Annotated in this window: 25 protein-coding genes; 16 read left to right on the forward strand and 9 right to left on the reverse strand. The window is 29.1% G+C overall.

Translation table 11 applies throughout. The annotated features are described in order from the left end of the window. Positions 1–2 precede the first annotated feature (2 nt). Complete coding sequence (tatB, locus tag L8X38_RS03450) at positions 3–395, reverse strand: Sec-independent protein translocase protein TatB (RefSeq protein WP_133319203.1); 393 nt, start codon at positions 393–395, stop codon at positions 3–5. A 154-nt stretch (positions 396–549) separates the two neighbouring features. On the opposite strand from tatB, the gene L8X38_RS03455 reads away from it, so the two are divergent. Beyond that, complete coding sequence (locus L8X38_RS03455; protein ID WP_263661310.1) at positions 550–1,530, forward strand: permease; 981 nt, start codon at positions 550–552, stop codon at positions 1,528–1,530. 8 nt (positions 1,531–1,538) lie between these two features. Beyond that, the gene (locus L8X38_RS03460) at positions 1,539–1,856 is read left to right on the forward strand and encodes an ArsR/SmtB family transcription factor (RefSeq protein ID WP_263661311.1); all 318 of its coding nucleotides are present in this window, start codon (positions 1,539–1,541) and stop codon (positions 1,854–1,856) included. Here L8X38_RS03460 and hemW read toward each other — a convergent pair. After that, positions 1,853–2,902 (reverse strand): radical SAM family heme chaperone HemW, encoded by a 1,050-nt coding sequence (hemW, locus tag L8X38_RS03465; RefSeq protein WP_263661312.1) that lies wholly within the window; start codon positions 2,900–2,902, stop codon positions 1,853–1,855. The genes L8X38_RS03460 and hemW overlap by 4 nt on opposite strands. A gap of 80 nt (positions 2,903–2,982) precedes the next feature. Here hemW and L8X38_RS03470 point away from each other — a divergent pair, with 80 nt between their 5' ends. The 12 genes from L8X38_RS03470 to L8X38_RS03525 all read left to right on the forward strand — a co-directional run bounded on the left by L8X38_RS03470 (position 2,983) and on the right by L8X38_RS03525 (position 17,581). Further along, the gene (locus L8X38_RS03470; RefSeq protein ID WP_133319199.1) at positions 2,983–3,453 is read left to right on the forward strand and encodes an RNA pyrophosphohydrolase; all 471 of its coding nucleotides are present in this window, start codon (positions 2,983–2,985) and stop codon (positions 3,451–3,453) included. After that, positions 3,453–4,655: an aspartate kinase gene (locus L8X38_RS03475; RefSeq protein ID WP_263659611.1), complete on the forward strand. Its 1,203-nt coding sequence runs from the start codon at positions 3,453–3,455 to the stop codon at positions 4,653–4,655. Before L8X38_RS03470 ends, L8X38_RS03475 begins: the two co-directional genes overlap by 1 nt. Beyond that, entirely contained in the window at positions 4,656–5,192 is a 537-nt protein-coding gene (locus tag L8X38_RS03480) for a HobA family DNA replication regulator (RefSeq protein WP_263661313.1), read from the forward strand. 41 nt (positions 5,193–5,233) lie between these two features. Continuing rightward, positions 5,234–5,845, forward strand: coding sequence for a DNA polymerase III subunit delta' (locus L8X38_RS03485; RefSeq protein WP_318529545.1), 612 nt, complete (start codon positions 5,234–5,236; stop codon positions 5,843–5,845). Continuing rightward, positions 5,832–6,974, forward strand: coding sequence for a dihydropteroate synthase (folP, locus tag L8X38_RS03490; RefSeq protein WP_263661315.1), 1,143 nt, complete (start codon positions 5,832–5,834; stop codon positions 6,972–6,974). The genes L8X38_RS03485 and folP overlap by 14 nt, the downstream gene beginning before the upstream one ends. A 2-nt stretch (positions 6,975–6,976) precedes the next feature. After that, positions 6,977–8,932, forward strand: a complete 1,956-nt coding sequence (ligA, locus tag L8X38_RS03495; protein ID WP_263661316.1) for an NAD-dependent DNA ligase LigA — start codon at positions 6,977–6,979, stop codon at positions 8,930–8,932. Next, complete coding sequence (locus L8X38_RS03500) at positions 8,922–9,644, forward strand: TlyA family RNA methyltransferase (RefSeq protein WP_263661375.1); 723 nt, start codon at positions 8,922–8,924, stop codon at positions 9,642–9,644. The genes ligA and L8X38_RS03500 overlap by 11 nt, the downstream gene beginning before the upstream one ends. Further along, positions 9,610–10,461 carry a bifunctional riboflavin kinase/FAD synthetase gene (locus L8X38_RS03505; RefSeq protein WP_263661317.1) on the forward strand — a complete coding sequence of 284 codons (852 nt, stop codon included), beginning with the start codon at positions 9,610–9,612 and terminating at the stop codon, positions 10,459–10,461. The genes L8X38_RS03500 and L8X38_RS03505 overlap by 35 nt, the downstream gene beginning before the upstream one ends. Continuing rightward, a complete protein-coding gene (gene cmoA / locus L8X38_RS03510; RefSeq protein ID WP_263661318.1) occupies positions 10,451–11,155 on the forward strand; it encodes a carboxy-S-adenosyl-L-methionine synthase CmoA in 705 nt (234 codons plus the stop codon). Before L8X38_RS03505 ends, cmoA begins: the two co-directional genes overlap by 11 nt. A 187-nt stretch (positions 11,156–11,342) precedes the next feature. Beyond that, a complete protein-coding gene (locus L8X38_RS03515; RefSeq protein WP_263661319.1) occupies positions 11,343–14,813 on the forward strand; it encodes a hypothetical protein in 3,471 nt (1,156 codons plus the stop codon). A 43-nt stretch (positions 14,814–14,856) separates the two neighbouring features. Continuing rightward, positions 14,857–15,609, forward strand: coding sequence for an autotransporter outer membrane beta-barrel domain-containing protein (locus L8X38_RS03520; protein WP_263661320.1), 753 nt, complete (start codon positions 14,857–14,859; stop codon positions 15,607–15,609). 208 nt (positions 15,610–15,817) lie between these two features. Beyond that, positions 15,818–17,581 carry a tetratricopeptide repeat protein gene (locus L8X38_RS03525; RefSeq protein WP_263661321.1) on the forward strand — a complete coding sequence of 588 codons (1,764 nt, stop codon included), beginning with the start codon at positions 15,818–15,820 and terminating at the stop codon, positions 17,579–17,581. A gap of 7 nt (positions 17,582–17,588) precedes the next feature. Here L8X38_RS03525 and ychF read toward each other — a convergent pair whose 3' ends face one another. The 6 genes from ychF to rpiB are packed head-to-tail and all read right to left on the reverse strand — an operon-like array spanning position 17,589 to position 22,031. Beyond that, positions 17,589–18,689, reverse strand: a complete 1,101-nt coding sequence (gene ychF, locus L8X38_RS03530; protein ID WP_258109061.1) for a redox-regulated ATPase YchF — start codon at positions 18,687–18,689, stop codon at positions 17,589–17,591. Continuing rightward, positions 18,686–20,137 carry a leucyl aminopeptidase gene (locus L8X38_RS03535; RefSeq protein WP_263661322.1) on the reverse strand — a complete coding sequence of 484 codons (1,452 nt, stop codon included), beginning with the start codon at positions 20,135–20,137 and terminating at the stop codon, positions 18,686–18,688. Before L8X38_RS03535 ends, ychF begins: the two co-directional genes overlap by 4 nt. Beyond that, positions 20,134–20,727 carry a DedA family protein gene (locus L8X38_RS03540; protein ID WP_263661323.1) on the reverse strand — a complete coding sequence of 198 codons (594 nt, stop codon included), beginning with the start codon at positions 20,725–20,727 and terminating at the stop codon, positions 20,134–20,136. Before L8X38_RS03540 ends, L8X38_RS03535 begins: the two co-directional genes overlap by 4 nt. Before the next feature lies 1 nt (position 20,728). After that, positions 20,729–21,268 carry an adenine phosphoribosyltransferase gene (gene apt / locus L8X38_RS03545; RefSeq protein WP_412175234.1) on the reverse strand — a complete coding sequence of 180 codons (540 nt, stop codon included), beginning with the start codon at positions 21,266–21,268 and terminating at the stop codon, positions 20,729–20,731. Further along, positions 21,265–21,597: a hypothetical protein gene (locus L8X38_RS03550; protein ID WP_133318965.1), complete on the reverse strand. Its 333-nt coding sequence runs from the start codon at positions 21,595–21,597 to the stop codon at positions 21,265–21,267. The genes apt and L8X38_RS03550 overlap by 4 nt, the downstream gene beginning before the upstream one ends. Further along, complete coding sequence (gene rpiB, locus L8X38_RS03555) at positions 21,594–22,031, reverse strand: ribose 5-phosphate isomerase B (RefSeq protein WP_133318964.1); 438 nt, start codon at positions 22,029–22,031, stop codon at positions 21,594–21,596. Before rpiB ends, L8X38_RS03550 begins: the two co-directional genes overlap by 4 nt. 143 nt (positions 22,032–22,174) lie before the next feature. Between rpiB and L8X38_RS03560 the strand changes: the two genes are divergently transcribed. Together L8X38_RS03560 and L8X38_RS03565 are read left to right on the forward strand one after the other, a co-directional pair. Further along, a complete protein-coding gene (locus L8X38_RS03560; protein ID WP_133318963.1) occupies positions 22,175–22,726 on the forward strand; it encodes a CheB methylesterase domain-containing protein in 552 nt (183 codons plus the stop codon). Between the two features lie 11 nt (positions 22,727–22,737). Further along, on the forward strand, positions 22,738–23,520 hold the full coding sequence (locus tag L8X38_RS03565) for a CheR family methyltransferase (RefSeq protein ID WP_133318962.1): 783 nt from the start codon (positions 22,738–22,740) through the stop codon (positions 23,518–23,520). Here L8X38_RS03565 and L8X38_RS03570 read toward each other — a convergent pair. Continuing rightward, positions 23,517–24,710, reverse strand: a complete 1,194-nt coding sequence (locus L8X38_RS03570) for an MFS transporter (protein ID WP_133318961.1) — start codon at positions 24,708–24,710, stop codon at positions 23,517–23,519. The genes L8X38_RS03565 and L8X38_RS03570 overlap by 4 nt on opposite strands. Between the last annotated feature and the right edge of the window lie 68 nt (positions 24,711–24,778).

Genomic DNA, 24,778 nt, shown 5'->3' on the forward strand with positions numbered 1-24,778 from the left:
TCTTAGCTTTCCATTTTTTGAGTATTTTTTTCATCTTTTTGAGTTTTTTCTTCTACACGCGAAAGTTCTTGTATATCTTTTTCTAAATCATTAATTTCACTTTTTAACTCTTTGGTATTATTTAAAATATCTTCTTTGAGTTGATCAAATTCTTCAAAACTCAGTTTTTTTCTGATATTTTCGTTAGTTTGTGAAAATTCATCTTTGTATTTTTGTGCTTCATCTTTTAACTCTGCTATTTTTAATTCTTTATTGATACTTGCTTTTGCTTCATCAATATTACTTTTAATGGCTTTTAAAATTTTTGCAATTTCAACTATAGTTGAAGGTAGTTTTTCAGGCCCAAGAACTAAAATAGCTATAACTAAAATAACTAAAATTTCTCCAAAACTCATTATTTTATCTTCTTTCGCTTAAATATATAGTTTGCATTTTACATAAAAATACTTAAAAATACTATTACTTTTATAATATCAATATATAAAGATATATTGATATATTAATATATTTTTGTTATGCTTATTTTAAAATGAAATGGAGTGAAAGATTATGGAAAAGTTATTTTTTATTTTTAAAGATTTTTTGATTTTATTTGTTGAAATTTCTATTTTATTTATATTAGTTAGTATGCTCATTGCTTATCTTAATGAGCGTTATGCTAAATTTTTCAATGAACATTTAAAGAAAGATTCTTTTGTAAGTTATATAAAGGCTATTCTTTTGGGTAGTTTAACTCCCTTTTGTTCATGTTCAAGCATACCGCTTTTAAATGCATTTTTAAAAGCTAAAGTACCACTTGGAGTATGTATAGCTTATTTGATAACTTCGCCTTTAATTAATCCTATTATAGTAGTGATGTTTGTAGTAAGTTTTGGCTTAAAAATCTCTTTATTTTATGTGGGATTTTTATTTAGCGTGATTTTATTTATTGCTTTTTGTGTTTCAAAAATAAACACTCAAAGATTTTTTAATGAAGATTTTTTAAAAAATGATTTAGAGCAAACTTCAAAGTGTTGTTCTAATGATACTTCTAAAAGTTTATGCTGTGAAAAACCTAGTTCTATTTTTGTTAAAAATTCTAAAATTAGCAGTAAAATTTTAAAATTTAAGACTAAAACAAAAGAAAATAAAATCAAAATATTATTTATGCAAAGCTTTAATGAATATAAAAAAATTCTGCCATATATTATTATTGGTATGGGTATTGGGGCTTTTATACACGGCTTTTTTCCACAAGATTTTTTTCAAAATTATATGAAAGATTATGGGATATTGGGTGTATTTATAGCAGCATTTATAGGGGTTTTGCTTTATATGAATTGCACTGCTATGATTCCTGTAGCACTAGCTTTAACTACCAGTGGAATTCCGCTTGGTATAATGATGAGTTTTTTAATAGCAGGAGCAGGGTGTTCTTTACCTGAACTTATTTTACTTAAAAGAATTTTTAAAACAAGCTTTTTGTTTTTATTTGCAGGTATGATTGTTTTTATTGCAATTAGTTTTGGACTTTTAATGTTTTTTATATAAGGAATTTTATGCAAGAATTTTTAAAAATAACAAGTGCAATTAACGATGAAAGTAGGATTTTAATCCTAGCTTTTTTACAAAAATATGGAAAACTTTGTGTGTGTGATTTACAAAGCTCTTTAAATATGAGTCAATCAAGGCTTTCAAGACATTTAAAAATTTTAAAAGAAGCTAATTTTTTAGAAGTAGATAGACAGGGTGTTTGGGCATATTATGGAGTAAAAGAAAATTTAAATAATTTTTGCAGCGATATATTAAAAAATATCAATGAAATTTCTATAAAACTCCCTGAATTTAAAAGAATTTCTTGTGAATGCAAAGCTTAAGTGCTAATATACAAAGCTAGTTCATCGCTTAAAAGATAATTAGTATTATAAAAAATTCCATTTTTATATATTAATTTCCCTTTTTTGCTAAGAAACATTGCCTTTTCTTTTTCTAAAGGTTCTAGCTTTGTTTCATCCACTCCTATAATGCTTCTAAGTCCTAGAAAAATATGCTCTAAACACAAATCTTTTGAATTTAAATTTTCAACCTCCCTAAAACAAGGATTTGCTATATAATCTTTTAAACTTTTTTTAGTATAAAATCTTTGATTTTTTGAAAATCCTACTGCACTTAAACCACATCCTATATAGTCTTTTCCTTGCCAATAAGCAAGATTATGTTTGCAAATTTGTCCAAAATTACTGATTTCATATTGTTTATAACCAAGGTTTTCAATAGCTTTGATAAAATGTTTTGCAAGGCGTGGAGCGTTTTTTTTATAATGATTTTTTTTGGCAAATCTTGTCTTTTCTTCTATAGTTAAATTATAAGCACTCACATGGCTAATATCAATTAAAGCGAGTTTAGAAATTTCATAATCAAGCATTTTACTATCATCGAGTTTTGTATCATAAATTAAGTCTAAATTTATATTATTAAATCCTGCTTTTTTTGCATTTTCTATACTTGTAAAAATGCTTTTTTGATCATGAATACGCCCAAGGAATTGTAATTTTTTTTCATGAAAACTTTGCATCCCAAAAGAAATGCGGTTAAAACCTAAATTTTTTATCTCTTTAAGCCAAGAAAAATTGCTTGAGTTAGGATTTGCTTCTATGCTTATTTCATTATTTTTTTGTAAATAACTTTGCAAAAAAATAAAAATTTTTTCATAAAAATTAACACTCATTAAACTAGGAGTACCACCACCTATAAAAATAGTTTTTATGGAATTTTTATCAAGCTTGAAAAAATCTAATTGATATTTTATATCTTGCATTAATGCGTTTAGATAATCTTTTTCAAAATCTTTTTTTTTAAGTGAAGTAAAAGAACAATAAAAACATTTACTTTCGCAAAATGGTATATGTATATATAAATGCATAAAACTTCTTTAAAATGTGATTATAAATTCGTATTTTTTTGTTAGAATTATATTATTAAAAAGTCAAGGATAAGAAAATCATGGAAAAAGAAAAAAAATATAGGCCAAATGTAGCCGCAATAGTGCTATCATCAGCTTATCCTTTTGAATGTAAAATTTTACTCGCTAAACGCAATGATATGGAAAATATATGGCAGTTTCCTCAAGGTGGAATAGATGAGGGAGAGGATGCTAAAAGTGCGTTATTTAGAGAATTAAAAGAAGAAATAGGTACAGATGAGATTGAAATTTTAGCCGAACATCCTGAATGGATTAGTTATGATTTTCCACCTAAGGTTGCACAAAAAATGTATCCTTATGATGGTCAAAATCAAAAATATTTTTTAGTTAGATTAAAAAACAAAGCTATTGTTAATCTAAATACTAAAAATCCTGAATTTGATGCTTATAAATTTGCTTCATTAGAAGATGTGTATGATATGATTAATCATTTTAAAAAGCCTATATATATTAGGGTTTTAAAATATTTTAAAGAAAGGGGGTATATTTAATGCTGGTCGTACAAAAATATGGGGGAACGAGTGTAGGAACGCTTGAGCGTATTGATGAAGTTGCTAAAAGAGTGGCAAAAAGTAAAAAAACTTGTGATAAGTTAGTTGTAGTAGTTTCTGCAATGAGTGGAGTTACTAATGAGCTTATTGATTTTGCACATCATTTTAGTAAAAATCCTTCAGGTCGTGAAATGGATATGCTTTTAAGTAGTGGTGAGCGTGTAACTTCATCTTTACTTGCTATTGCATTAAATGAAATGGGTTTAAAAGCTACTGCATTTTCCGGACGCAATGCAGGGATTATTACAGATGATGTTTATACTAAGGCAAGAATTGAACACATTGATACTACAAATATCAATACAGCTTTAGATGAGGGGTATATTGTAGTAGTTGCTGGCTTTCAAGGTATCGACAAAATGGGTAATGTTACTACTTTGGGTCGTGGTGGAAGTGACTTAAGTGCAGTTGCATTAGCAGGAGCTTTAAATGCTGATTTGTGTGAAATTTATACTGATGTAGATGGGGTATATACTACCGATCCTAGAATTGAGCCAAAGGCTAAAAAGCTAGATAAAATTTCTTATGAAGAAATGCTAGAGCTTGCAAGTTTGGGAGCTAAAGTTTTACAAAATCGCTCTGTAGAGCTTGCTAAAAAATTAAATGTAAAATTAGTTACTAGAAGTAGCTTTAATGAAAATGAAGGGACGATCATTACTAAGGAGGAAAATATGGAACAAGCTTTGGTTAGTGGTATAGCACTAGATAAAAACCAAGCAAGGGTTACTTTAAGAAATATTGATGATAAGCCAGGAATTGCTGCTGAAATTTTTGGAACTTTAGCAAATGAAAATATCAATGTAGATATGATTATCCAAAATGTAGGTGTAGATGGAGCTACAAATTTGGGCTTTACTGTGCCTGAAAACGAGCTTGATTTAGCAACTAATGCTATGAAAAAAGTTTTAGGTGCTAATGCTAATATAGAAACAGATAGTGCAGTGGTAAAAGTTTCAGTTGTGGGTGTGGGTATGAAATCACATTCTGGAGTAGCTTCAGCAGCTTTTAAAGCATTGGCAAATGAAAATATTAACATACAAATGATTTCTACAAGCGAAATTAAAATTTCAGTCATCGTGCATGAAAAATATGGCGAATTAGCTGTAAGAGTATTGCATGAAGTTTATAAACTAGATGTATAAATGAGCAATAGTTTTTTAAAATTTACCCTAGAGCAAATCCGAGAAAATGGCACTTATACAAGTTGGTTAGAAGAAAGGCGTCTTGAATGGTCGCCTTTGATAGCTTCTAAATTAGCTTTGCTTTTACAAGGTTATACTTTTATTGTGATTACTGATGAGCAAAGAGCTTGGTTTGAAGAGTATTTTTTAAGCCAAATCAATGCTAGTACCACAAGACCTTTAGTGCCTTTTGTGTCTTTAAAAGGAATTTATAATAAGGCTTGCAATACCCAAGAAGATATAGATTTGCTAAATGATCTTTTGAGTATTTCTTTTCCTAATGGTTATGCTTTTTTTTATATAGGAACTAATACAGGATTTAAATTTAAAATCGCTAATTCTAAAGCAGAAAGTATGCTTTGGCTTTTTGATGAGCAATTGCAAAATAGCTTTTATCTTTCCTCACGCGATAAGGAATTAGACTATAAACTTATTTCTTTATATAAAGTATTTGAGCAAAGCTTAGAGGCTGTGCTTTTTTCTAAGGTAGAAATTTGAATCTAAGAAATAAAATCATTATCCATAATGATTTTGAGTTTATGCAAGAAAAACTCACAGAAGAATATGGAACAAAAAATCTTAGATTTTTCATACCTAAAAACCCTGATTTAGAATTAAGATTAAATGACTTAACTTATGACAAAAACGCTCAAGCAACGGCAAGGGCTATTATAAAAGAAAGTTATATGGCTGAAGCACAAGCTAAAATTATTGTTATACTAGCTAAGTCTTTTCGTGAAGAAGCACAAAATTTTTTATTAAAACTTTTTGAAGAGCCACCAAAAAATGTATATTTTATTATCGTAGCTCCTTCAAAAAATGTTTTTTTACCTACTATACTTTCAAGATTTATCATAGAAAAGCATAAAATTCAAAAAGAAAAGATGTCTTTAAATTTAGATCTTAAAAAAATGGATCTAGCTCAAATTGCTTCATTATTAAAACAATATGAAAATATAGACAAGCATGAATGTTTAGATTTAATTAGTGTTTTAAGCTATGAGTGTTTTAAACAAGATATAAAATTAAACGATGAAGAAATTGATTTTTTTTATAAAGCTTATGAGTTAGCTAAATTAAATGCAAAGCCAACTATTTTACTAAGCACCATAGCTTTAATTTTACACGAGAGAAAAAATGAAAATCATTAAAATCAATCCTAACACAGACTTTGAGCAAATTTCTAAATATATAAAGCCACATAAAGCAGGTGAGAAAATTATGAGTGAAAAAACTCAAATTCATTTTTTTCTTATCAAAGAACTAAGAGCACCTGCTGCAAATATACTTAAACAAGACGCACTAAGGGTTGGAGCTGAACTTGTAACACATAAAGAAGTTATACTAGGTAAAGAACATACTAATGCCTTACTTATGGTAACACAAGATCAAGCTAAAAAGCTTATAGAAAAAGAAAAACTACAAGATTTTAAGCTTAAAAATTTAGCACTATTTTTAAAGTCTAATTTCGCTAAACCAAAATATGCAAAAATTATGGGTGTGATTAATATTAATGAAGATAGTTTTAACGCTCAAAGTAGGGTTAAAGAAAATGAAGTTTTAGAAAAAATCGAACTCATGATTTCTCAAGGGGCTGATTATATAGATATAGGCGGGGTTTCTTCAAGGCCTGGAAGTGTGTATTGTGGGAAAGAAGAAGAGTTTAAACGCTTAAAAAATACCCTAGATTTAATCTATAAAGAAAAACTTTATGAAAAATGTATTTTTAGTTTAGATAGTTTTGATGAGTATTGTTTAGAATATGCTTTAAATAAAGGCTTTAAGCTTATTAATGATATCACCGGTTTTAAAAATGAAAATTTAGCCAAACTAGCTTTAAAATACAAAGCCACTTATACACTCATGCATATACAAAATACCCCACAAAATATGCAAGATAACCCGCATTATGAAGATGTACTCGCTGAGCTTGATGATTTTTTTGCTCAAAAACTAGAAAGATTAAGTGAGCTTGGTTTAGAAGATGTGATTTTAGATGTTGGCATTGGTTTTGGTAAAAGTCCTTGGCATAATATGATGTTAATCAAACATTTAGAGCATTTTTTACGCTTTGAAAAAGAACTTTTAATCGGAGCTAGTAGAAAAAGTATGATAAATGCTTATTTTAGCTCAAGTGTTGAGCAAAGACTAGCGGGTACGCTTTATTTGCATTTAGAGGCTTTTAAAAATGGTGCCAGCATTATAAGAGTGCATGATGTGTATGAACATAAGCAAATGTTTGAACTTGCAAAAGCTATGGATGAACTTTCTTTGGAGTAGTGATGACTTATCAAGAGTATTTAGAAAAGGTAAAATTGGCAAAAGAATGGATGAGGGCTTATTATGAAGATGATGAGCCTTTAGCAAGCGATGAAGAATATGATAAACTTATAAGAGAGTTAAAAGCATTTGAAACGCTTCATCAAGAAAAGATTTCTAAAGATTCTCCTACGCAAAATATCGCCCCAACTATACAAAGTGAATTTTACAAACTTGCACATAGTGCAAAAATGTGGTCTATGGAAGATGTTTTTGATGAAGCTGAGCTTAGAGCTTGGGCAAAAAGAGCTAAATGTGAATTTGATTTTTTCATAGAACCTAAATTTGATGGAGCGAGTTTAAATCTTACTTATGAAAATGGTATTTTAATCAGCGGTGCTACAAGGGGTGATGGAGAAGTAGGCGAGGATATTACTTTAAATGTAAAAGAAATATCAAACATACCTCAAAAAATTCCTTATAAAGACAAGATAGAAATTCGTGGCGAAGTGGTAATTTTAAAAGAAGATTTTGAAAAAATCAATGAAAAAAGAGCTAAAGATGGCTTGAGCTTATTTGCAAACCCACGCAACGCAGCAAGTGGTTCACTAAGACAGCTTGATACAAGCATTACAAAAGAAAGAAATTTAAAATTTTATCCTTGGGGAGTGGGGGAGAATTCTTTAGAATTTAGCAAGCACTCTGAAGTAATGGAGTTTGTAAGAAGTCTTGGTTTTTTAAAAGATGATTTTGTTTTTTGTGTTAAGACTTTAGATGAGGTTTTAGAAAAATATCACGAGCTTTTAGAAAAAAGAGATCAAAAGCCTATGATGATGGATGGTATGGTTGTAAGGGTAGATGATTTAGCTCATTGTAAGCTTTTGGGTTATACCGTGAAATTTCCAAAATTTATGGCTGCGTTTAAATTTCCTGCTTTGGAAAAAACTACAACATTGCTTGGGGTTAATTTGCAAGTTGGAAGAAGTGGGGTGATTACCCCTGTGGCGGTTTTAGAGCCTGTAAATTTAGATGGGGTTGTAGTAAAATCTGCAACCTTGCATAATTTTGATGAGGTAGCTAGACTTGGAGTGATGATAGGCGATAGCGTAAGTGTGATAAGAAGTGGAGATGTTATACCTAAAATCACTAAAGTTTTTACTCAAAGGCGTGATGGTTTAGAAAGTAAGATTGCTAAACCAACTCTTTGTCCTGAGTGTTTAAGTGAACTTTTAGATGAGGGTGCTTTTTTAAAATGTCAAAACTTAGATTGTAAAGCAAGACTTGTAAATTCTATCATACATTTTGTATCTAAAAAGTGTTTAAATATAGACGGCCTTGGAGAAAATATCGTCGAGCTTTTATTTAAAGAAGGAAAAATCACTAACATAGAAAGTATATTTTTCTTAAAATATAGTGATTTTGAAGGATTGGAAGGTTTTAAAGAGAAAAAAATCAACAATCTTCTAAGTGCTATTGAAAATGCAAAAAAATGCCCCTTATCAAGGTTTATCACTGCTTTGGGTATAGAGCATATTGGCGAAGTAGCAGCTAAAAAATTAGCTCAATCTTTTGGCTTTGAATGGTTTATGCAAAGCTATGAAGCTTATGCAAATTTAGAAGGCTTTGGCGAACAAATGGCTAAAAGCTTAGAAGAATTTACCCATGTCAATGCAAATCGCATTAAGCATTTTTATGAAATTTTACATTTAGAAGATGAGAAAAAAGAGCTTATTATAAATGATAATATTTCTAATAAAACCTTTGTTATCACAGGCACTTTAAGCAAATCACGCGATCATTTTAAAGAACTAATCGAAAACTTTGGAGCAAAGGTAAGTTCAAGTGTGTCTAAGAAAACTGACTTTGTATTATATGGAAGTGAAGCAGGCTCAAAGCTTGAAAAGGCTCAAAGCTTAGGGGTTAAGTGCATCAATGAAGCTGAGTTTAACGCTCTTTTAGGTGATGATGATGAGGTATGATGTCTTTGTAAGTGCAAAGTTAAACATTTCTCGCAATAAAGCTTGTGAGCTTATAGAAAACAAGCAAATTTTACTCAATAGTGAGTTTAAAAAAACCTCTTTTAAAATCACATCTTTAAATCCTTTAGAAGATGAGAGTTTAAAACTCACGCTTTTAGAAGAGCTTTTTGTAAGCAGAGCTGCTTTTAAGCTCAAGCATTTTTTACAAGAGCATACATTTACTATCAAAGATAAAATTTGTTTAGATATAGGTTCATCGACCGGAGGTTTTGTGCAAATTTTACACCAAAATAATGCTAAACACATTACAGCTTTAGATGTAGGTTCTAACCAACTTCATGAGAGCTTAAGAAATTTAGAAAATATCCAAATTTGTGAAAACACTGATTTGCGTGAGTTTAAAAGTGAAATTTTATATGATGTTATCACTTGTGATGTGAGTTTTATATCTTTAACACATTTGATTTTTCATATAGATAAACTTGCTAAAGATCTTATCATCTTGCTTTTTAAACCTCAATTTGAAGTAGGTAAAAATGCTAAGCGCGATAAAAACGGAGTGGTAAAAGATACCAAAGCCATCAAAAATGCTAAAGAAAGCTTTGAAAAAGCTTGTGCAAAGCTTGGTTGGATCTTGCAAGCAAGTCAAGAGTCACACTTAAAAGGAAAAGAAGGTAATGTTGAGTTTTTCTACGCCTATAGAAAAAACTAAGATCACAAATTTAGCCATAGGGCGTTTTGATGGTATGCATTTGGGGCATTTTGAGCTTTTTAAGCATTTAGATGAAAATGGCGCCTTATTTATCATCACTAAAGAGGAAAAAGAAGCCTTAACACCTAAGGATTTTAGAGTAAATTTGGTTGATTTTCCTTTGATTTTTTGTGATTTTGATAAAATCAAGGACTATAAAGGCGAGGATTTTTTAAAACTTTTAAAGCAAAAATTTCCCAAACTAGAAAAGATCATCGTAGGTTATGATTTTAAATTTGGCAAAGAAAGAAAATCCAGTGCCAAAGACATACAAAGTCTTTGTGGTATAAACACTATCATCGTAGATGAGTTTAAAATTCAAAATAAAAGTGTTCATACAAGTATGATTAAAACCTTACTTAAAGAAGCAAAAGTCAAAGAAGCTAAAAATTTTCTAGGTAGATTTTATACTATACAAGCAAATATCATAAAAGGGCAAGGCATAGGCGCTAAAGAGCTTTTTGCAACTTTAAATTTACATACAAAAGACTTCTTTTTACCTAAAGATGGTGTATATGCGACTTTAGTAAAGATTGAAAATAAAAGCTATCATAGTGTAAGTTTTATAGGCATAAGATCTACTGATGAGAATTTTGCTTTAGAAACGCATATTTTAGATGAAAATTTCACAAACACAAAAGCAATTTCAGTTGAGTTAAGTTTTATTGACTATATAAGAGCTAATGAGAAATTTAACGACTTAGCTTTATTAAAAGCACAAATTAGTAAAGATATTGACAAAGCAAAAGAAATTTTAGGAAAATTAAATGAAAGATGAAATTTTTAAAAAACCCTTAGAAAAACAATTTGAATTTGATAAAAGCGTAGCAAGTGTTTTTGATGATATGGTGTCAAGATCTGTGCCTTTTTATACGCAAAATTTAAAACTCATAGTCGAACTTATTGATCATTTTGCACCACAAAATGCGAGAATTTGTGATCTTGGTTGTTCTACGGCTAGTTTATTGCTTGCACTTTATGAAAAAAGAAAAGATTTTCTTTTAAGCGGGGTTGATGAGGCTAATGCTATGTTAGAGATCGCCAAAAACAAATGTCAAGCCTTTGGGGCTAGGATGGAATTTCATCAAAAAAATTTAGATGATTTTGAGTTTTTTAAAAATGATGTTTTTATAGCTACTTATACTTTGCAGTTTATCCGCCCACCTAAAAGACAAGAATTAGTTGATAAAATCTATCAAAACTTAAAAGAAAATGGTATATTTGTGCTTAGTGAAAAAATTCTTTATGAAGATGTAAAAATAGCTAAAAAAATGATACAAATTTATGAGCAATATAAACTAGAGCAAGGTTATAGTAAGCTAGAAATTTCAAGCAAACGAGAAGCCTTAGAAAATGTCCTCATTCCTTATACTCAAAATGAAAACATAACTATGCTTAAAAAGGCAGGATTTTCTAAAGTAGAAAGCGTATTTAAGTGGGTAAATTTTGAAACTTTCATAGCTTTTAAATGATAAATTAATAGCTAATTTTTTAAATCGCTTTGTATAATTTTTTATAATTGTTAAAAATATTTATTATTTATAAATTAATAATTATTTATATATTTTAAAATAATTTATTATATAGTGTGATAATAAGTGATATTTTACTAAAAAAGAGGTGTAATAATGTCTTATTATCGATATGGGGGGGGGTATAATGAATTCCTCTCTAGAAAGATTAAATGCAAAGGAAAATTTTAATTATTCTAATACCCAAAGAATTAAAAATATTTTTTTATCTTTGGCAACTATATCTTTTTTAGCAACATGTGCTAATTCTAGTGTTATTATAAGCGATCCATCTTCTTCTGGTTCTATAAAAATCTCTAAAGCAGGAATGTTAGAAAAAAATGTAAGTGGTGCTGGATGTTTAGATGGTAAAAACTGCACCATAAACACAGATGCTTCAGCTAGACTTTGGTTAAAAAATGTTGATGGGTATGATATACATGTTAGCAATTCAGGTAAAATCTCTAAAAATAATCAACATGCTATTATGATTGATGAAAATTCTAAAAATATAAAGATTATTAATAATGGTTCCATTATCGGTGGAAAATCGGAAATAGTAGAAAAACCTGAATTACCTCCTGAAGGGACTCAAGACCCATTTGTAGAGGGAGATGGGATTTTTATTAGAAATAACTCACATGTAGCAAGTATCATAAATAATAATCTAATAGATGGAAATCATGGTATTTTAATCTATGATGGAACTATTGATAAATTTACAAATAATAATAATCTACTCGCAAAATATGATGGTTTTTATATAGGCGATAGTAAAGTTACTATTATCGAAAATAAAAAAACCATACAAGGAAGCAATTTTGGAATATTGATTAGATATAGCTCCACTATTGATAATATTAATAACAGTGGATTAATTCAAGGTCTAAATAGAGGAGGTATTTCTATAGAGTATGGTTCAAAAGTAAAGAAGATTGATAACGGAGGAAGTATAGTAGCTAAAACCGATGGCATCTATCTTGGAAAAAGTTTAGAAAATTTAAATAATAATGGAGCTATTAAAGGTAATAATTATGGTATTTTAGTTAGAGAACGATCAATATTGGATAATTTGTATAACTCAAAAGATATAATTGGTAGTAGGGATGGAATAACTATTGAAGATAGGGGTAAAATAAAAACTTTAAACAATTTAGGAGTTATTAGTGGTGAAAAAAAAGGTCTTAGAGTAGGTAGTAATTATAAAAGTAAAGGAGCACTAGATAATTTAGATAATAAAGGTAAAATATTAGGAAAAGAACACGGGTTGTATATGCAAAAGCAATCAACTTTACAAAATTTTACTAACAAAGGAACCATACAAGGTGCTACTGCTATTGGAGTTAATAATAGCACTATTGTAGATTTTAAAAATTATGGAAGTATTATATCTATTACAGGTCCTAGTATATCTTTAACAAATTCAACTATGTCAAATTTTACTAATATAGCTGGTATTGATTCACAAAAAGAAATTCTCAATTTAAATAGTTCAACTATAAAATCTTTTGTTAATTCAGGAGTATTAAATAGCCAAACATCTTCTATGGTTTTAAAAAAATCCACTCTAGAAAATCTAAGCAACTCAGGAACCATACTGGGAAAACAAGCTGGTATTAGTTTTGAGGAAGCTATAGGTGGCACCCTTACTAATGCAGGAAGTATAATAGGTGATACTAACGGAATAAATATAGATAGCGCTTCTAAGGTAGATTCTATAATATTAACTAGTTCTAATGCTTTAATAGCAGGAGTTAATGCCGGTATTAATAATGAAGGAACTATAGGTAAAGATGATACTTCTAATGCAATCACTTTAAAACAAGGTATTATAACAGCATTACAGAATAATCGTCAAATAAATACCGCAGGCAATGCTTTAATCAATAATGGAACTATACAAGGAAATATTTCTTTAACTAATAATGCTAAAATAATTGGAACATTAAAAAACACAAAAACTATTACAGGTGGCATTACCTTAAATAATTCCAATATAGCAAACATTAATAATGAAAAAACTTCTAATATACAAGGTAGCATAGAATTAAATTCTAATTCTCAAATAAACACAATTTCTAATGAAGGGACTATAAACAAAGATATTAAGCTAAATCAATCAACCATAGCAAACATCAATAATGCAGGAACTATAACTAATGGTATAAACTTAAGTAATAAAAGTGCTATAGGGGATATCACTAATAGTGGCAATGTAAATTCTATAACTTTAGCTAATAGTGGAATAACTAATATCACTAATAGTGGTAGCATTAATAATACTATTTCACTAAATGCTAGTTCTATTAAAAACTTTACTAATGCTAATAGTGGAACAATGCATAATCTTACTCTAGCTAATAGTGGAATAGAAAATATCACTAATAACAATCAAGCAAATTCTATAACTTTAGCTAATAATTCTTTTATTACTTCATTAAAAAACACAAAAACTATTACAGGTGGCATTACCTTAAATAATTCCAATATAGCAAACATTAATAATGAAAAAACTTCTAATATACAAGGTAGCATAGAATTAAATTCTAATTCTCAAATAAACACAATTTCTAATGAAGGGACTATAAACAAAGATATTAAGCTAAATCAATCAACCATAGCAAACATCAATAATGCAGGAACTATAACTAATGGTATAAACTTAAGTAATAAAAGTACTATAGGGGATATAATAAATAATTCAACCATAGGTAAAGAAGCTACACTTTACAGTATGTCTAATGATCAAGTTTATGGTATTAAAAACCATGGTAATATTGGCCAAGTAAATAATAATGCGGTTATTTTCAATGGTATATATAATGCTAATTCTATAACTTCGTTATTAAATAATGGCAATATTTATAGTGGTATTAAAAATACTGGAACTATAGAATCTTTAGTTAATACTAAAAAAGCAATAATTCATGATGATATTGAAAATGATGGTACAATGAAATTAACTAATTATGGAACAATAGGAGGAATTACTAATAGCAATTCTTTCACTCTGATTAATGGTTATGTTCAAGGTTCTGGAAAACATGCAAAATATATTAGTGGTGTTTTAAATAAGAATAAAAATGGATACCATATTGAAAATAATGGCAAAGGTGTTTTTAGTATCAATAGTTGGTATTTTGATGCGCCTGAATTTTTAAATAAAGAAGATAGATTAAAAAATTCGGTTGTATTAGGTGGTAATAATCTTGGTGGTATTAAAGTAGATGAAGTTTATATTAATACTGCAAATTTAGATACTAAAAAAATATATGATAGTAATACTTTTTTTATTGATGAAAAAGGTAATAGTATAGGAAATAATACTAATGATGATAAAGGCATTGATGCAAAAAATATTCATAGTCTAACAGATATTTATTATTTTATGAATGTTCCTTCGGAAAAAGGAAAATATAGAGTTAGTGTAGATATTAATGAGTTAAGTGGTAAAACTTTAGCTAAATCTATGGTATATTCTGCAAGATTAAGAAGCATTAATGTGTCTAATTTGTTAAGAAATGCTGCTGGATTGAATTTGCAATCTGATTTATCTAAAAATAATCGTAAATATCTTGATTCAAATACAACATATTATTTTTTTAAATCCATATTATAATCACTCTTCAGCTAAAATTGGAAAAAGTGTAGGGCAATTAAGAATGGATACTGCAGGTTTGATTGGTGGTTCATTTAAGCAATTGCCAAAAGATTATGGTGTTATAGGTTTTTATCTAGGTCATGAGGATAGCTCTAAAAAACAAAACACACAAAGATTAAATTTTGATGATAAAACATATTATGGTGGTTTAACTTATTATAATGTATTAAAAAGAAAAGGATTAGATGAATACTATTTTAGTGCATATTCAAAATTTGATTATACCAAGACAAATATAGAAAAGTCTTATAAAAATAATCCTGCTAGTTCTAAAGCAAATACATTAGTATATGGATATGGCGCTGAGGCAAAAATAGGTGCTAATTATTATAATGCTATAGATGTAGCTAGAGTATCTCCAGAAATTGGACTAAGTTATTATGGTATGAGTAGTAAGAATTTTAGTTTAAATCACTTAGGTGGAACAAAAGAACATTATTTGGCAGGTCAATTTAACTTTGTTGATGCAAGTGCAGCTTTAAAATGGTATAAGCCATGGACTGATAAGTTTAAATCTAATATAACCATAGGATCTATAGTAAATTTATATACTGATGCAAGAGGTAAGTTGAAATTAGATGAAAATACATTAACAGCCGATGTTATTACTTCCAAATACTATGGATTTGGGCAATTTGGATTATCTTATGCTCTTAATAAACATTCTGATATATCATTAAATTATGCGGGTGTGTTTACATTTGATAATACCACTTCTCATACTATGTTTTTAAAACTAGGTTTATGGTGGTAAGTATTTTTACATATCAACTAAAATAGTTGATATGTAATTTTAATTCCCTAGAGCTTACTTGAAATAGTGCTAAACAACATATTTATTTTCGCCTCCTTTAAAAATATTAGTAAGCTCGAACTAAATCATAATATATTTATTATGATTTAGTTTTTAGTAAGTTCTAGGGAATTAAAAAATATATTAATGTAATATCATAGAGGAGATAATGTTAGATAAAATAATATATCATTATTATAATAATAACCATCAAAAGTGTTTAGAGTGTAGTGAAGAATATTTGGAGCAAGATCCTAAAAATGCTTTAGAATATGCGATGATGGCTTCTTTTAAAATAGGAGATTATGGTAAAACTTTACATTATGCAAGACAAATTTTTAATTTATATCCTACTAGTTTTAATGGACTAATGCTTGCAAAAGCACTTTTATATAATGGAAATTTTAATGATGGTATTGGATTACTTGAAGAGCTTTTACAAAGACAATGTTTTTTAAAAGATGAGCTTAATTTGGAACTTGCTTTTGCTTATCAAAATACAGGAAGCCTAGAAGATGCAGAAAAACTGTATAAGCTTGCTTTAGAAAAAGATATGTATAATCTTGATTTGTGGAAAAATTACGCTGAGCTTTATTTTAAAACAAATTTCCAAAAGGCACTTGAAGCACATAATGAACTTTGTGATTTTACACAAATTATGATATCAAAATTACAAAGTGGGGAGTTAGTAGAAAAAAATTTTACAAATAGTATTAATTTACAAGATAGATTACAAGAGAAAACCCAAGAAAACTTGACTATAGTTAAAATTCATGAGTTTTTAAATACACAAATTTTACCACAAAAAGCATATTTGCTTTTTAAGCTTTTGAGATTGCAAGAGTCATTAGAATTATTTTCGAATTTATGTGAGTATAATCAAAATAATGCTCAATTTTGGCAAAATTATGCAAAAGCACTAGAACTAAGTGCTAATTATCAAGGTGCTTATGATGCATACCAAAAAGCTTTGAGTTTGCATCCACATGCAACTTATCAGTTTGACTTGGCATATTTGCTAATGCGTATGGGAGAAAGTGATAATTTTGAAGAAGGTAAAAGAGTATATGAAAGTAGGCTTTTTTATGCCCATAATGAAACTTTTTCACCTTATCATTATAATAAAACCATACAAGCCTTTAATAAAGATGGAGTACAGGCTTTTAAAGATAAAGAAATTTTAGTTTTTTGTGAGCAAGGTTTTGGTGATACTATCATGTATGCTAGATGTTTGGAAAAACTTTGTCAAATTGCCTCTAAGGTTTTGTTTGCTCCGCAAAGCGCTATGTATAAAATGTTTAAAAATCAACTCAAAGAGCTTAATAAACAAAATAATTTTTTTTCTAATTTGAAAATTTTAAAAGATTTTCCGAGTGAGTTTGATTATGCTATGCCGATTTGCTCTTTACCTTTGCTTTGTGATATTAAATTAGATGAAATTTCTAAGTTAAGAACGCCTATTATTGCTTTAGAAAAACCAAATAATAAAATTAAAAAAATAGGAATTTTTTGGTTTACTCCTAATGCTATAAATACTGATTTATTGAGAAATGTAGATTTTATATTTTTGTATAATGCATTAAAAGATTTATGTTGTGAGATTATTTCTTTTCAAGTAGATGGGGTAAATAATGTTAATCTACCTCAAGAAATTGAAAATAGGGGAGTAAAGCTAAAAAATTGGAATGATACTTTAGATAACTTAAAAGATATTGATTGTATTGTAAGTATAGATAGTGCTATTGCGCATTTAGCCTTAGCTTTAGATATACCTACAATAGTACTTTTAGCACCTAGGTTTGATTGGCGTTGGGGTAAATTTGAAAATCCTAAAAGTTATTTTTGGCCTAAAGCGAATTTACTTACTTTTTCTAATGAATATGATACTAAGGATAAATTGCAAAGCTTAATTAAAAAACAAATCAATGTTTGATAAATTATCAAACATTGAATCTAAAATGCATTACATCGCCATCTTGTACGATATAATCTTTCCCTTCAAGGCGTAGTTTTCCTGCTTCTTTAGCACCACTTTCGCCTTTGCAAGCGATATAATCCTCATAAGAAATTACTTCAGCTTTGATAAAACCTTTTTCAAAGTCATTATGGATCACGCTTGCTGCTTTTGGTGCTTTCCAACCTCTTTGTATAGTCCATGATCTAACTTCTACTTGACCTGCTGTAAAATAGCTAATCAAGTTTAGCTTTGAAAATGCTGTGCGTATAACTACTTCAAGCCCGCTACTTTCTATACCTAAAGATTTTAAAAATTCATAATTTTCTTCATCGCTTAAAGCTATCATTTCTTCTTCTATTTTAGAGCAAAGTTTGATTACTTCATGGCCTGATTTTGCTGCAAATTCTTTAAGATCTTTTACAAATTCATTATCTTCTAAAAGCGAATTCTCATCTACATTTGCTCCATATATCACTTCTTTAGCTGAAAGCAATCTTAGTTCTTTTATAAGAGCATGATAGACTTCATTTTTATTAGCAAAAGAACTTGCACTGTTATTTTGATTTAAATGCTCTAAAAGCTCATTAGCTAAAGCTAAACTTTCTTTTGCGCCTTTTTCATTGGCCTTTGCACCTTTAGTGAGTTTTTCTATTTTTTTGCTAAGTTGTTCTATATCTGCTAGTATAAGTTCTGTTTCTATGATTTGTACATCACGCACAGGATCAACACTGCCCGCAACATGGGTGATATTTTCATCATCAAAACAACGCACAATATGTAAAATCATCTCTGTTTCGCGTATGTTAGATAAAAATTTATTACCCAAACCCTCACCTTTGCTAGCTCCTGCTACTAAGCCTGCTATATCAACAAATTCTATATTTGAGCGTATAATTTTTTGTGGATTAACAATTTTTGCTAGTTCTTTTAAGCGATGATCAGGCACAGGTACCACTGCTTTGTTTGGTTCTATGGTGCAAAATGGATAGTTTGCACTTTCAGCATTTTGTGCTCTTGTTAGAGCGTTAAAAGTGGTAGATTTTCCAACATTTGGAAGTCCTACTATACCAACTGATAAACTCATTTTTGTTTCCTTGAAAGATAAAGTAAATATGAAAGGCACATTCTAACACCTGCTCCGGTTGCACCAAAATTATGATAACCCCAAGTCTTTTCTAAATAAGCTGGTCCTGCAATGTCTAAATGTAGCCACTTGTCTTTGTATTCTTCTCTAATGAAAGAATTTAAAAATAATCCCGCAGTAATGGCCCCGCCATAACGACTTGAAGAGGTATTACTAACATCTGCTATGTTTGATTTTATAAGCTCTTTTAAGTGCGGATTAAAATGTAAAATAGTAGCTAAATCTCCACTTTTTTTACTTATTTTGTAAAATTCATTTTGCAAATCTTCATTATTTCCCATGATGGCACTTGTGTATTCTCCAAGTCCTACTACGCAAGCTCCAGTTAAAGTAGCAAGATCTATTAATAAATCAGGTTTTAGATCTTGAGCAAGCGAAAGACAATCTGCTAAAACTAATCTTCCTTCTGCGTCGGTATTTCTAACCTCTATACTCACACCTTCTCTTGAAATAAGCACATCATCAGGTTTATAAGCATTTCCGCCTATCATGTTTTCAGTTGCGCCGATGATAGAATGAACTTCTATATCAAGGTTTAACTCGCTTGCACCTTTGATAATAGCCATTGCAGCCGCACCGCCGCTTTTATCTGATTTCATCGTTAGCATGTAATCAGCAGGTTTTAAACTAAGTCCACCACTATCATAAGTTAGCCCTTTACCTACAAACACTACTTTCATTTTTGGATTTTGTGGTTTATAAGAAAGATGAATGAGTTTTGGGGGATGAATTGAAGCACGATTTACTGCTAAAAATGCTTGCATTTTTTCTTGCTCTAAGAAATCGCTTTCATAAATTTTACATGAAATATTAGAATTATTTTGGCTCAGTTCAAGCGCATCTTCGGCCATTTTGGCAGGAGTGTAAATTTGCGGGATTTCATTAACGATATTTTTTGCAAAATCACAAGCATTTGAAAAAATTTGACCATAGTTTATACCTATGCAAGCTTCTTCTAGGTTGTATGTTTTGTCATTGATTTCATCTTTTGAGATGAAAATATTCTCTAACTTGCTTGGTGTTTTTTCTTTTTTGTATTTGTTAAATTCATAAGCACCAAAAGTAAATCCTTGAATCATAGCATTAAAGCTATTTACTACACATTTTCCTATGACACTTTTTGTTTTTACGCTTTGAATTTCAAGTTTTTTTAAAGCTTTGTATGCATTTGCAAAAGCAAGCCTTATATCTTCATATTCTAAGCTTTTAAGTTCACTATAAAGAATTTTATTTTGCATATCTATGCAAATTCCTTCACCTTTATAGCTTGAAAGCTTGAAAAGTTCTTGACTTTGAGTGTATTTTTCTATTTTTTTATCTTGTATTAAAATGATTTCAAAATCAGCATTTATAGAGCCGATATTTTCTTCTATAAAATTAAAAGTCATTTGTGAGTCCTTTTTGTAAGTATTGATTTTTCTATTTGTTTCATTCCTAAAAATAAAGCTAATAAAAAGCCAGCAATAATTGGCACTGCAAAATACCAATGATTTCCAGCCCATTCTACTGCAAGCCAAATTTCTTTTCCAAAAAACCATGCAAGTAAAATAGTTATAGCAGCCCAAGCCCACGCACTAATAAGATTAATAAACGCAAATTTTTTAGCACTATAGCGAGTTAATCCTATACTCATAGGTATAATAGTTCTAAAACCATACATATATCTTTGTATGAAGATAATAGGCCAACCAAAACGCTGTAAAAGTAAGTGTGCTATGGCAAATTTACGCCTTTGGGTGCGAAGTTTTTTCTGAATGTATTTTTTGTTATATCTTCCTATATAAAAGTATATTTGATCGCCTACAAAGCCACCTAAGCCTGCTATAAAGATAATAAGTCCTAAATTTACATGGCCTTCATGTGCAAAAATACCTGCTAAAATAAGTGCAAGTTCTCCTTCAAGTATGCACCATAAAAACACAATAATATAAGCCCAATTTTTATAATCATACAAAAGTTGTTTTAAAAATTCTTCCATTTTATACCTCTAAAACACTATAAACAGAAGTTAATTTAGCTAATTCTTTAGCACCATCTAGATCTTTTAACTCTAGTAAAAAACAAGCTTCAACACATTTTGCATTGAGTTTTTCTATAAGTTTCACAGCAGCGATAGCTGTGCCACCTGTAGCGATAAGATCATCTATAAGTAAAACATTTGCTTTTTGATTATTAAAAGCATCGATATGAATTTCTATAGTATCACTGCCATATTCTAAACTATAAGATTCTTGTAAGCATTTTGAAGGTAGCTTTCCAGGTTTTCTTATAGGTACAAAAGGAAGTCTTAAACTAGCGCTCAAGGCAGCTCCAAAAATAAAACCTCTACTTTCTATACCAACGATATAATCAAGCTTTGCGTTTTGATATTTTTCAACTAAATGATCCATTAAAAACGCAAATGCTTCTTTGTTGTTTAATAAAGTAGTAATATCTCTAAAAACAATCCCTTCTTTTGGAAAGTCCTTAATAGCTCTAATGCTATCTAGTAAATATTTTTTATCTTGCTCTTTTATCATAATAATGCCTCTATTTTTGCTTCTAATTCTTTGATTCTTTGTCTTAGTTTTTCATTTTCAATACGATATTGTGAATTTCTTGTTCTAAGAGAGGTTAAGTCTGCTTTACTTTTGTTTAATTCTTCAGTTAAAATATCAATATTACCCAAACTTCTTTGAAGTTGTACTTGTAGTTTTCTAATAACAATTTCAGTATCATCAAGGTTATTTTTTATAAATTCTTTTGCTACTTTTTCTTTATGAAGCAGGGTTTTATAATAAAGTAGCATAATAGTCATATAAATACTAATACAAATTAATACAGTTAATACAAGCCAACTTAAGATCATAATCTTTCCTCTATTTTGCTAATTCTTGCACAATGTCTTCCGCCGCTAAAAGAAGTGTTGATAAAATTTGAGATAATTTCAAAAGCCATATCAACCCCTATTAATCTAGCTCCTAGTGCTAAAACATTTGCATCATTATGTTCTCTTGAAAGTTTAGCACTTAAAGATTCATTACACAAAGCACAGCGTATATTTTTATGACGATTTGCTGCTATACTCATACCAATTCCTGATCCGCACACTAAAATTCCAAAACTTTTTTCGTTTATTTTAGAGCTTAATAAATGTGCATAATCAGGATAATCACAACGATCCTCACTAAAAGGACCTAAGTCTTCAAAAGTAATATTTTTTTCTTGTAAAAATTTAGTAATTTCTTGCTTTAAAATAAAACCAGCATGATCACTTGCAATATAAATTTTTTCTCTTAACATTTAACATTCACTTTATCATTTTTGAAATTTAAAGTATTAATTTTATCATATTTAATTAAAATTTTTCTTTCTTATATATAATTATTTTTTTATGTTTTCAAATATTTATTTGATATAATAACAATAATTATTTAAGGTAAAAAATGAAGCTTATTCTAATTGGTTCTTCAACAGGTGGCCCAAGCCAACTAAAGTTTTTACTAAATGATGTAGAATTGAAAGATTGTGCAGTAGTGATTGCTCAGCATATGAATCCTGCGTTTATTCCTTCTTTTGTAAATCAATTTAACAAAGAAGCATTAAGCGAGGTGATTATACCAAGTGATAAGGAAGTTTTGAAAAATAAAATTTATATTTGTCAAAGAAATATGATTTTAAGTGGCAACAATACCTTAACATTAAATACTACAGATGAAACTAGTAGTTTTAATCCAGGGATTGATGTGCTATTTAATTCTGCTGTTAATCTTTGCAAATATCATAAAATTTTAGCTTTGATTATGACAGGAATGGGCGATGATGGTGCTAAGTCTTTGTTTGAACTTTATAAAGCAGGAGTAAGGTGTTTGTGCGAAAATGAGGCAGATTCTATAGTATATGGTATGCCAAAAAAAGCTAGAGATACTAATCCAAATTTAAAACCTATGAGTTTAATAGAACTCAAAAAAGAAATAACAAATTTCATCAAATCGTAGGACAAAAAAAGATGATAAAGATTACAGAAAATGAAATGAATGATTTTGTAAAAATCGTAGAGCAAATAAGTGGAAATAACTTAAATGCGAAAAAGGATATATTATCTATTAAACTTCCTAAATTTTTACAAGAATTAGGCTTGAGCAGTCTTAGTGAATTAAATGAAAAAGTGCAGTTTCAAAGAAATTTAAAACAAGAAACTATGGATTTTATTACAGTTTGTGAGACTTATTTTTTTAGAGAATTAGAGCAATTAAAAGATGTGATTTTTTATATAAAATCTCTTGATCGCCCTGTAAATGTGCTTTGTGCTCCATGTTCAAGCGGCGAAGAAGTGTATTCTTTAGCTATTTTAGCAAGTGAGAATTTTGTTAAAGGTATGAATATAGTTGGTATAGATATTAATAAAAAAATGATAGATAAATGTAATGAAATGATTTATTCAGAGCGTTCAGTATCTAGATTAAACACTATGCAAAAAACGCGTTATTTTGATGTAAAAGATAGAATGTATCATCTTAAAAAAGAAACCCTAGCTTGCAGATGCCGTTTTGATCTTTGTAATGTCTTTGATGATTCTTTATTTAAATTTGGAAAATTTGATGTGATTTTTTCAAGAAATATGATGATATATTTTGATCAAGATTTTAAAATAAGACTTATGGAGCGTTTTTATAGGATATTGAATAAAGAAGGTAGAATTTACCCAGGAAAGTCAGATCTTGTGCCTGAAACAGCTTATTTTGAAAAAAACTTTTCAGCAGGTGGAGTTTATTATTCTAAGGTGGATTAATTATATTTTTTATTAAACCACCACCAATAAATTGCTGCAAAGATAAAACATACTCCTAAGCCAAAAGTAAAATGACTTAGTTTTATTCCATAAAATTCAAATAAATATCCTGTTGAAAAAGCAATGATTGCACTAAAGGTTAAATATACCATATCATTGTAAGCAATCACTCTGCCATAATATCTTTTGTCGCAATCATTTTGTAAAAGTGTATAGGTATAGCTCCATAAAGATGAAGTGCAAAAACCAGCCATTACCAAGCCTACAAAAGCAAGATAAAAGTTAAATTGCAAGCAAGCCCAAAGCATTATACCTACACCTTGCGCTAAGTATAAATATACCAAAGTGTTTTTATTAATATAAGGACTAAGCACATAAGGGCCTATAAGTAAAGATATGGCTCTTATGGCATTAGAAAGCCCTATGGCTAGAGGTATGGAAATAACTTTTGCGTATTCATATTCTGCTAAAAGAGTGATTAAAACATCATAAGCAGTTATCCCTACAACCCCATGAAGTAAAATCAAATGAATGATTTTTTTATTATTAAATACATAAACTAAGCCTTCTTTGATTAATATAAAAAGATTATTTTGTGTGGTATTTTTTTCATTAGGTAAAATCAAAGTTTTGAGTATAAGCATAGCACAAAATAGCATTAAAGTATCAGCTATAAAGGCTGGCTTTACTCCAAAAAGATCTATAAAAAGCCCTGCTGCACCCATACCCAAAGCATATGATACAGCCCATATGATACTATGAAGCTCATTGCCTAGTTTTAATTCTTGTGGGGTTAAAATTTTAGGTAAAACTGACATTTCTGTTTGAAAATACATACTTGCAACCGCCATACGAACAAAGGTTAAAAAGTATAACAACCAAAGCATGGCTAAAGAATTTACAAAAATTAACATAAAAATAGAAATCATTTCAATACTAATCATTGTGAGTAATAAATTCTTAGGTTTAAATCTATCTACTATAACCCCATTTATAGGTGCAAGTATAATAGAAGGTAAAAAAACAAAAATAGCTGAAAAACCTATGATATTAGCAGGTGCACCGAGTTCTTTAGTTAAAAGGGTAAAAACACCTACTTGAGAAAACCACGCACCAAAATAACTTATAAATTGTACTATTGCTAAAAGGCGAAAAGTTTTATTATTTTTAAGTAAAGACCTATAAGTCATGAGTATCCTATGAATATATGAAATTAAAGGGCTTGATTATATCGTCTTTAAGATTATTTTACATTTAA

The organism is Campylobacter sp. CNRCH_2014_2452 (assembly GCF_025772865.1).
Lineage (GTDB): Bacteria > Campylobacterota > Campylobacteria > Campylobacterales > Campylobacteraceae > Campylobacter_D > Campylobacter_D lari_D.

Bases quoted from the DNA above. Each gene is read 5' to 3' on its own strand.
- tatB (WP_133319203.1), bottom strand. From the start codon at position 395: ATGAGTTTTGGAGAAATTTTAGTTATTTTAGTTATAGCTATTTTAGTT.
- L8X38_RS03455 (WP_263661310.1), top strand. From the start codon at position 550: ATGGAAAAGTTATTTTTTATTTTTAAAGATTTTTTGATTTTATTTGTT.
- L8X38_RS03460 (WP_263661311.1), top strand. From the start codon at position 1,539: ATGCAAGAATTTTTAAAAATAACAAGTGCAATTAACGATGAAAGTAGG.
- hemW (WP_263661312.1), bottom strand. From the start codon at position 2,902: ATGCATTTATATATACATATACCATTTTGCGAAAGTAAATGTTTTTAT.
- L8X38_RS03470 (WP_133319199.1), top strand. From the start codon at position 2,983: ATGGAAAAAGAAAAAAAATATAGGCCAAATGTAGCCGCAATAGTGCTA.
- L8X38_RS03475 (WP_263659611.1), top strand. From the start codon at position 3,453: ATGCTGGTCGTACAAAAATATGGGGGAACGAGTGTAGGAACGCTTGAG.
- L8X38_RS03480 (WP_263661313.1), top strand. From the start codon at position 4,656: ATGAGCAATAGTTTTTTAAAATTTACCCTAGAGCAAATCCGAGAAAAT.
- L8X38_RS03485 (WP_318529545.1), top strand. From the start codon at position 5,234: ATGCAAGAAAAACTCACAGAAGAATATGGAACAAAAAATCTTAGATTT.
- folP (WP_263661315.1), top strand. From the start codon at position 5,832: ATGAAAATCATTAAAATCAATCCTAACACAGACTTTGAGCAAATTTCT.
- ligA (WP_263661316.1), top strand. From the start codon at position 6,977: ATGACTTATCAAGAGTATTTAGAAAAGGTAAAATTGGCAAAAGAATGG.
- L8X38_RS03500 (WP_263661375.1), top strand. From the start codon at position 8,922: ATGAGGTATGATGTCTTTGTAAGTGCAAAGTTAAACATTTCTCGCAAT.
- L8X38_RS03505 (WP_263661317.1), top strand. From the start codon at position 9,610: ATGTTGAGTTTTTCTACGCCTATAGAAAAAACTAAGATCACAAATTTA.
- cmoA (WP_263661318.1), top strand. From the start codon at position 10,451: ATGAAAGATGAAATTTTTAAAAAACCCTTAGAAAAACAATTTGAATTT.
- L8X38_RS03515 (WP_263661319.1), top strand. From the start codon at position 11,343: ATGAATTCCTCTCTAGAAAGATTAAATGCAAAGGAAAATTTTAATTAT.
- L8X38_RS03520 (WP_263661320.1), top strand. From the start codon at position 14,857: ATGGATACTGCAGGTTTGATTGGTGGTTCATTTAAGCAATTGCCAAAA.
- L8X38_RS03525 (WP_263661321.1), top strand. From the start codon at position 15,818: ATGTTAGATAAAATAATATATCATTATTATAATAATAACCATCAAAAG.
- ychF (WP_258109061.1), bottom strand. From the start codon at position 18,689: ATGAGTTTATCAGTTGGTATAGTAGGACTTCCAAATGTTGGAAAATCT.
- L8X38_RS03535 (WP_263661322.1), bottom strand. From the start codon at position 20,137: ATGACTTTTAATTTTATAGAAGAAAATATCGGCTCTATAAATGCTGAT.
- L8X38_RS03540 (WP_263661323.1), bottom strand. From the start codon at position 20,727: ATGGAAGAATTTTTAAAACAACTTTTGTATGATTATAAAAATTGGGCT.
- apt (WP_412175234.1), bottom strand. From the start codon at position 21,268: ATGATAAAAGAGCAAGATAAAAAATATTTACTAGATAGCATTAGAGCT.
- L8X38_RS03550 (WP_133318965.1), bottom strand. From the start codon at position 21,597: ATGATCTTAAGTTGGCTTGTATTAACTGTATTAATTTGTATTAGTATT.
- rpiB (WP_133318964.1), bottom strand. From the start codon at position 22,031: ATGTTAAGAGAAAAAATTTATATTGCAAGTGATCATGCTGGTTTTATT.
- L8X38_RS03560 (WP_133318963.1), top strand. From the start codon at position 22,175: ATGAAGCTTATTCTAATTGGTTCTTCAACAGGTGGCCCAAGCCAACTA.
- L8X38_RS03565 (WP_133318962.1), top strand. From the start codon at position 22,738: ATGATAAAGATTACAGAAAATGAAATGAATGATTTTGTAAAAATCGTA.
- L8X38_RS03570 (WP_133318961.1), bottom strand. From the start codon at position 24,710: ATGACTTATAGGTCTTTACTTAAAAATAATAAAACTTTTCGCCTTTTA.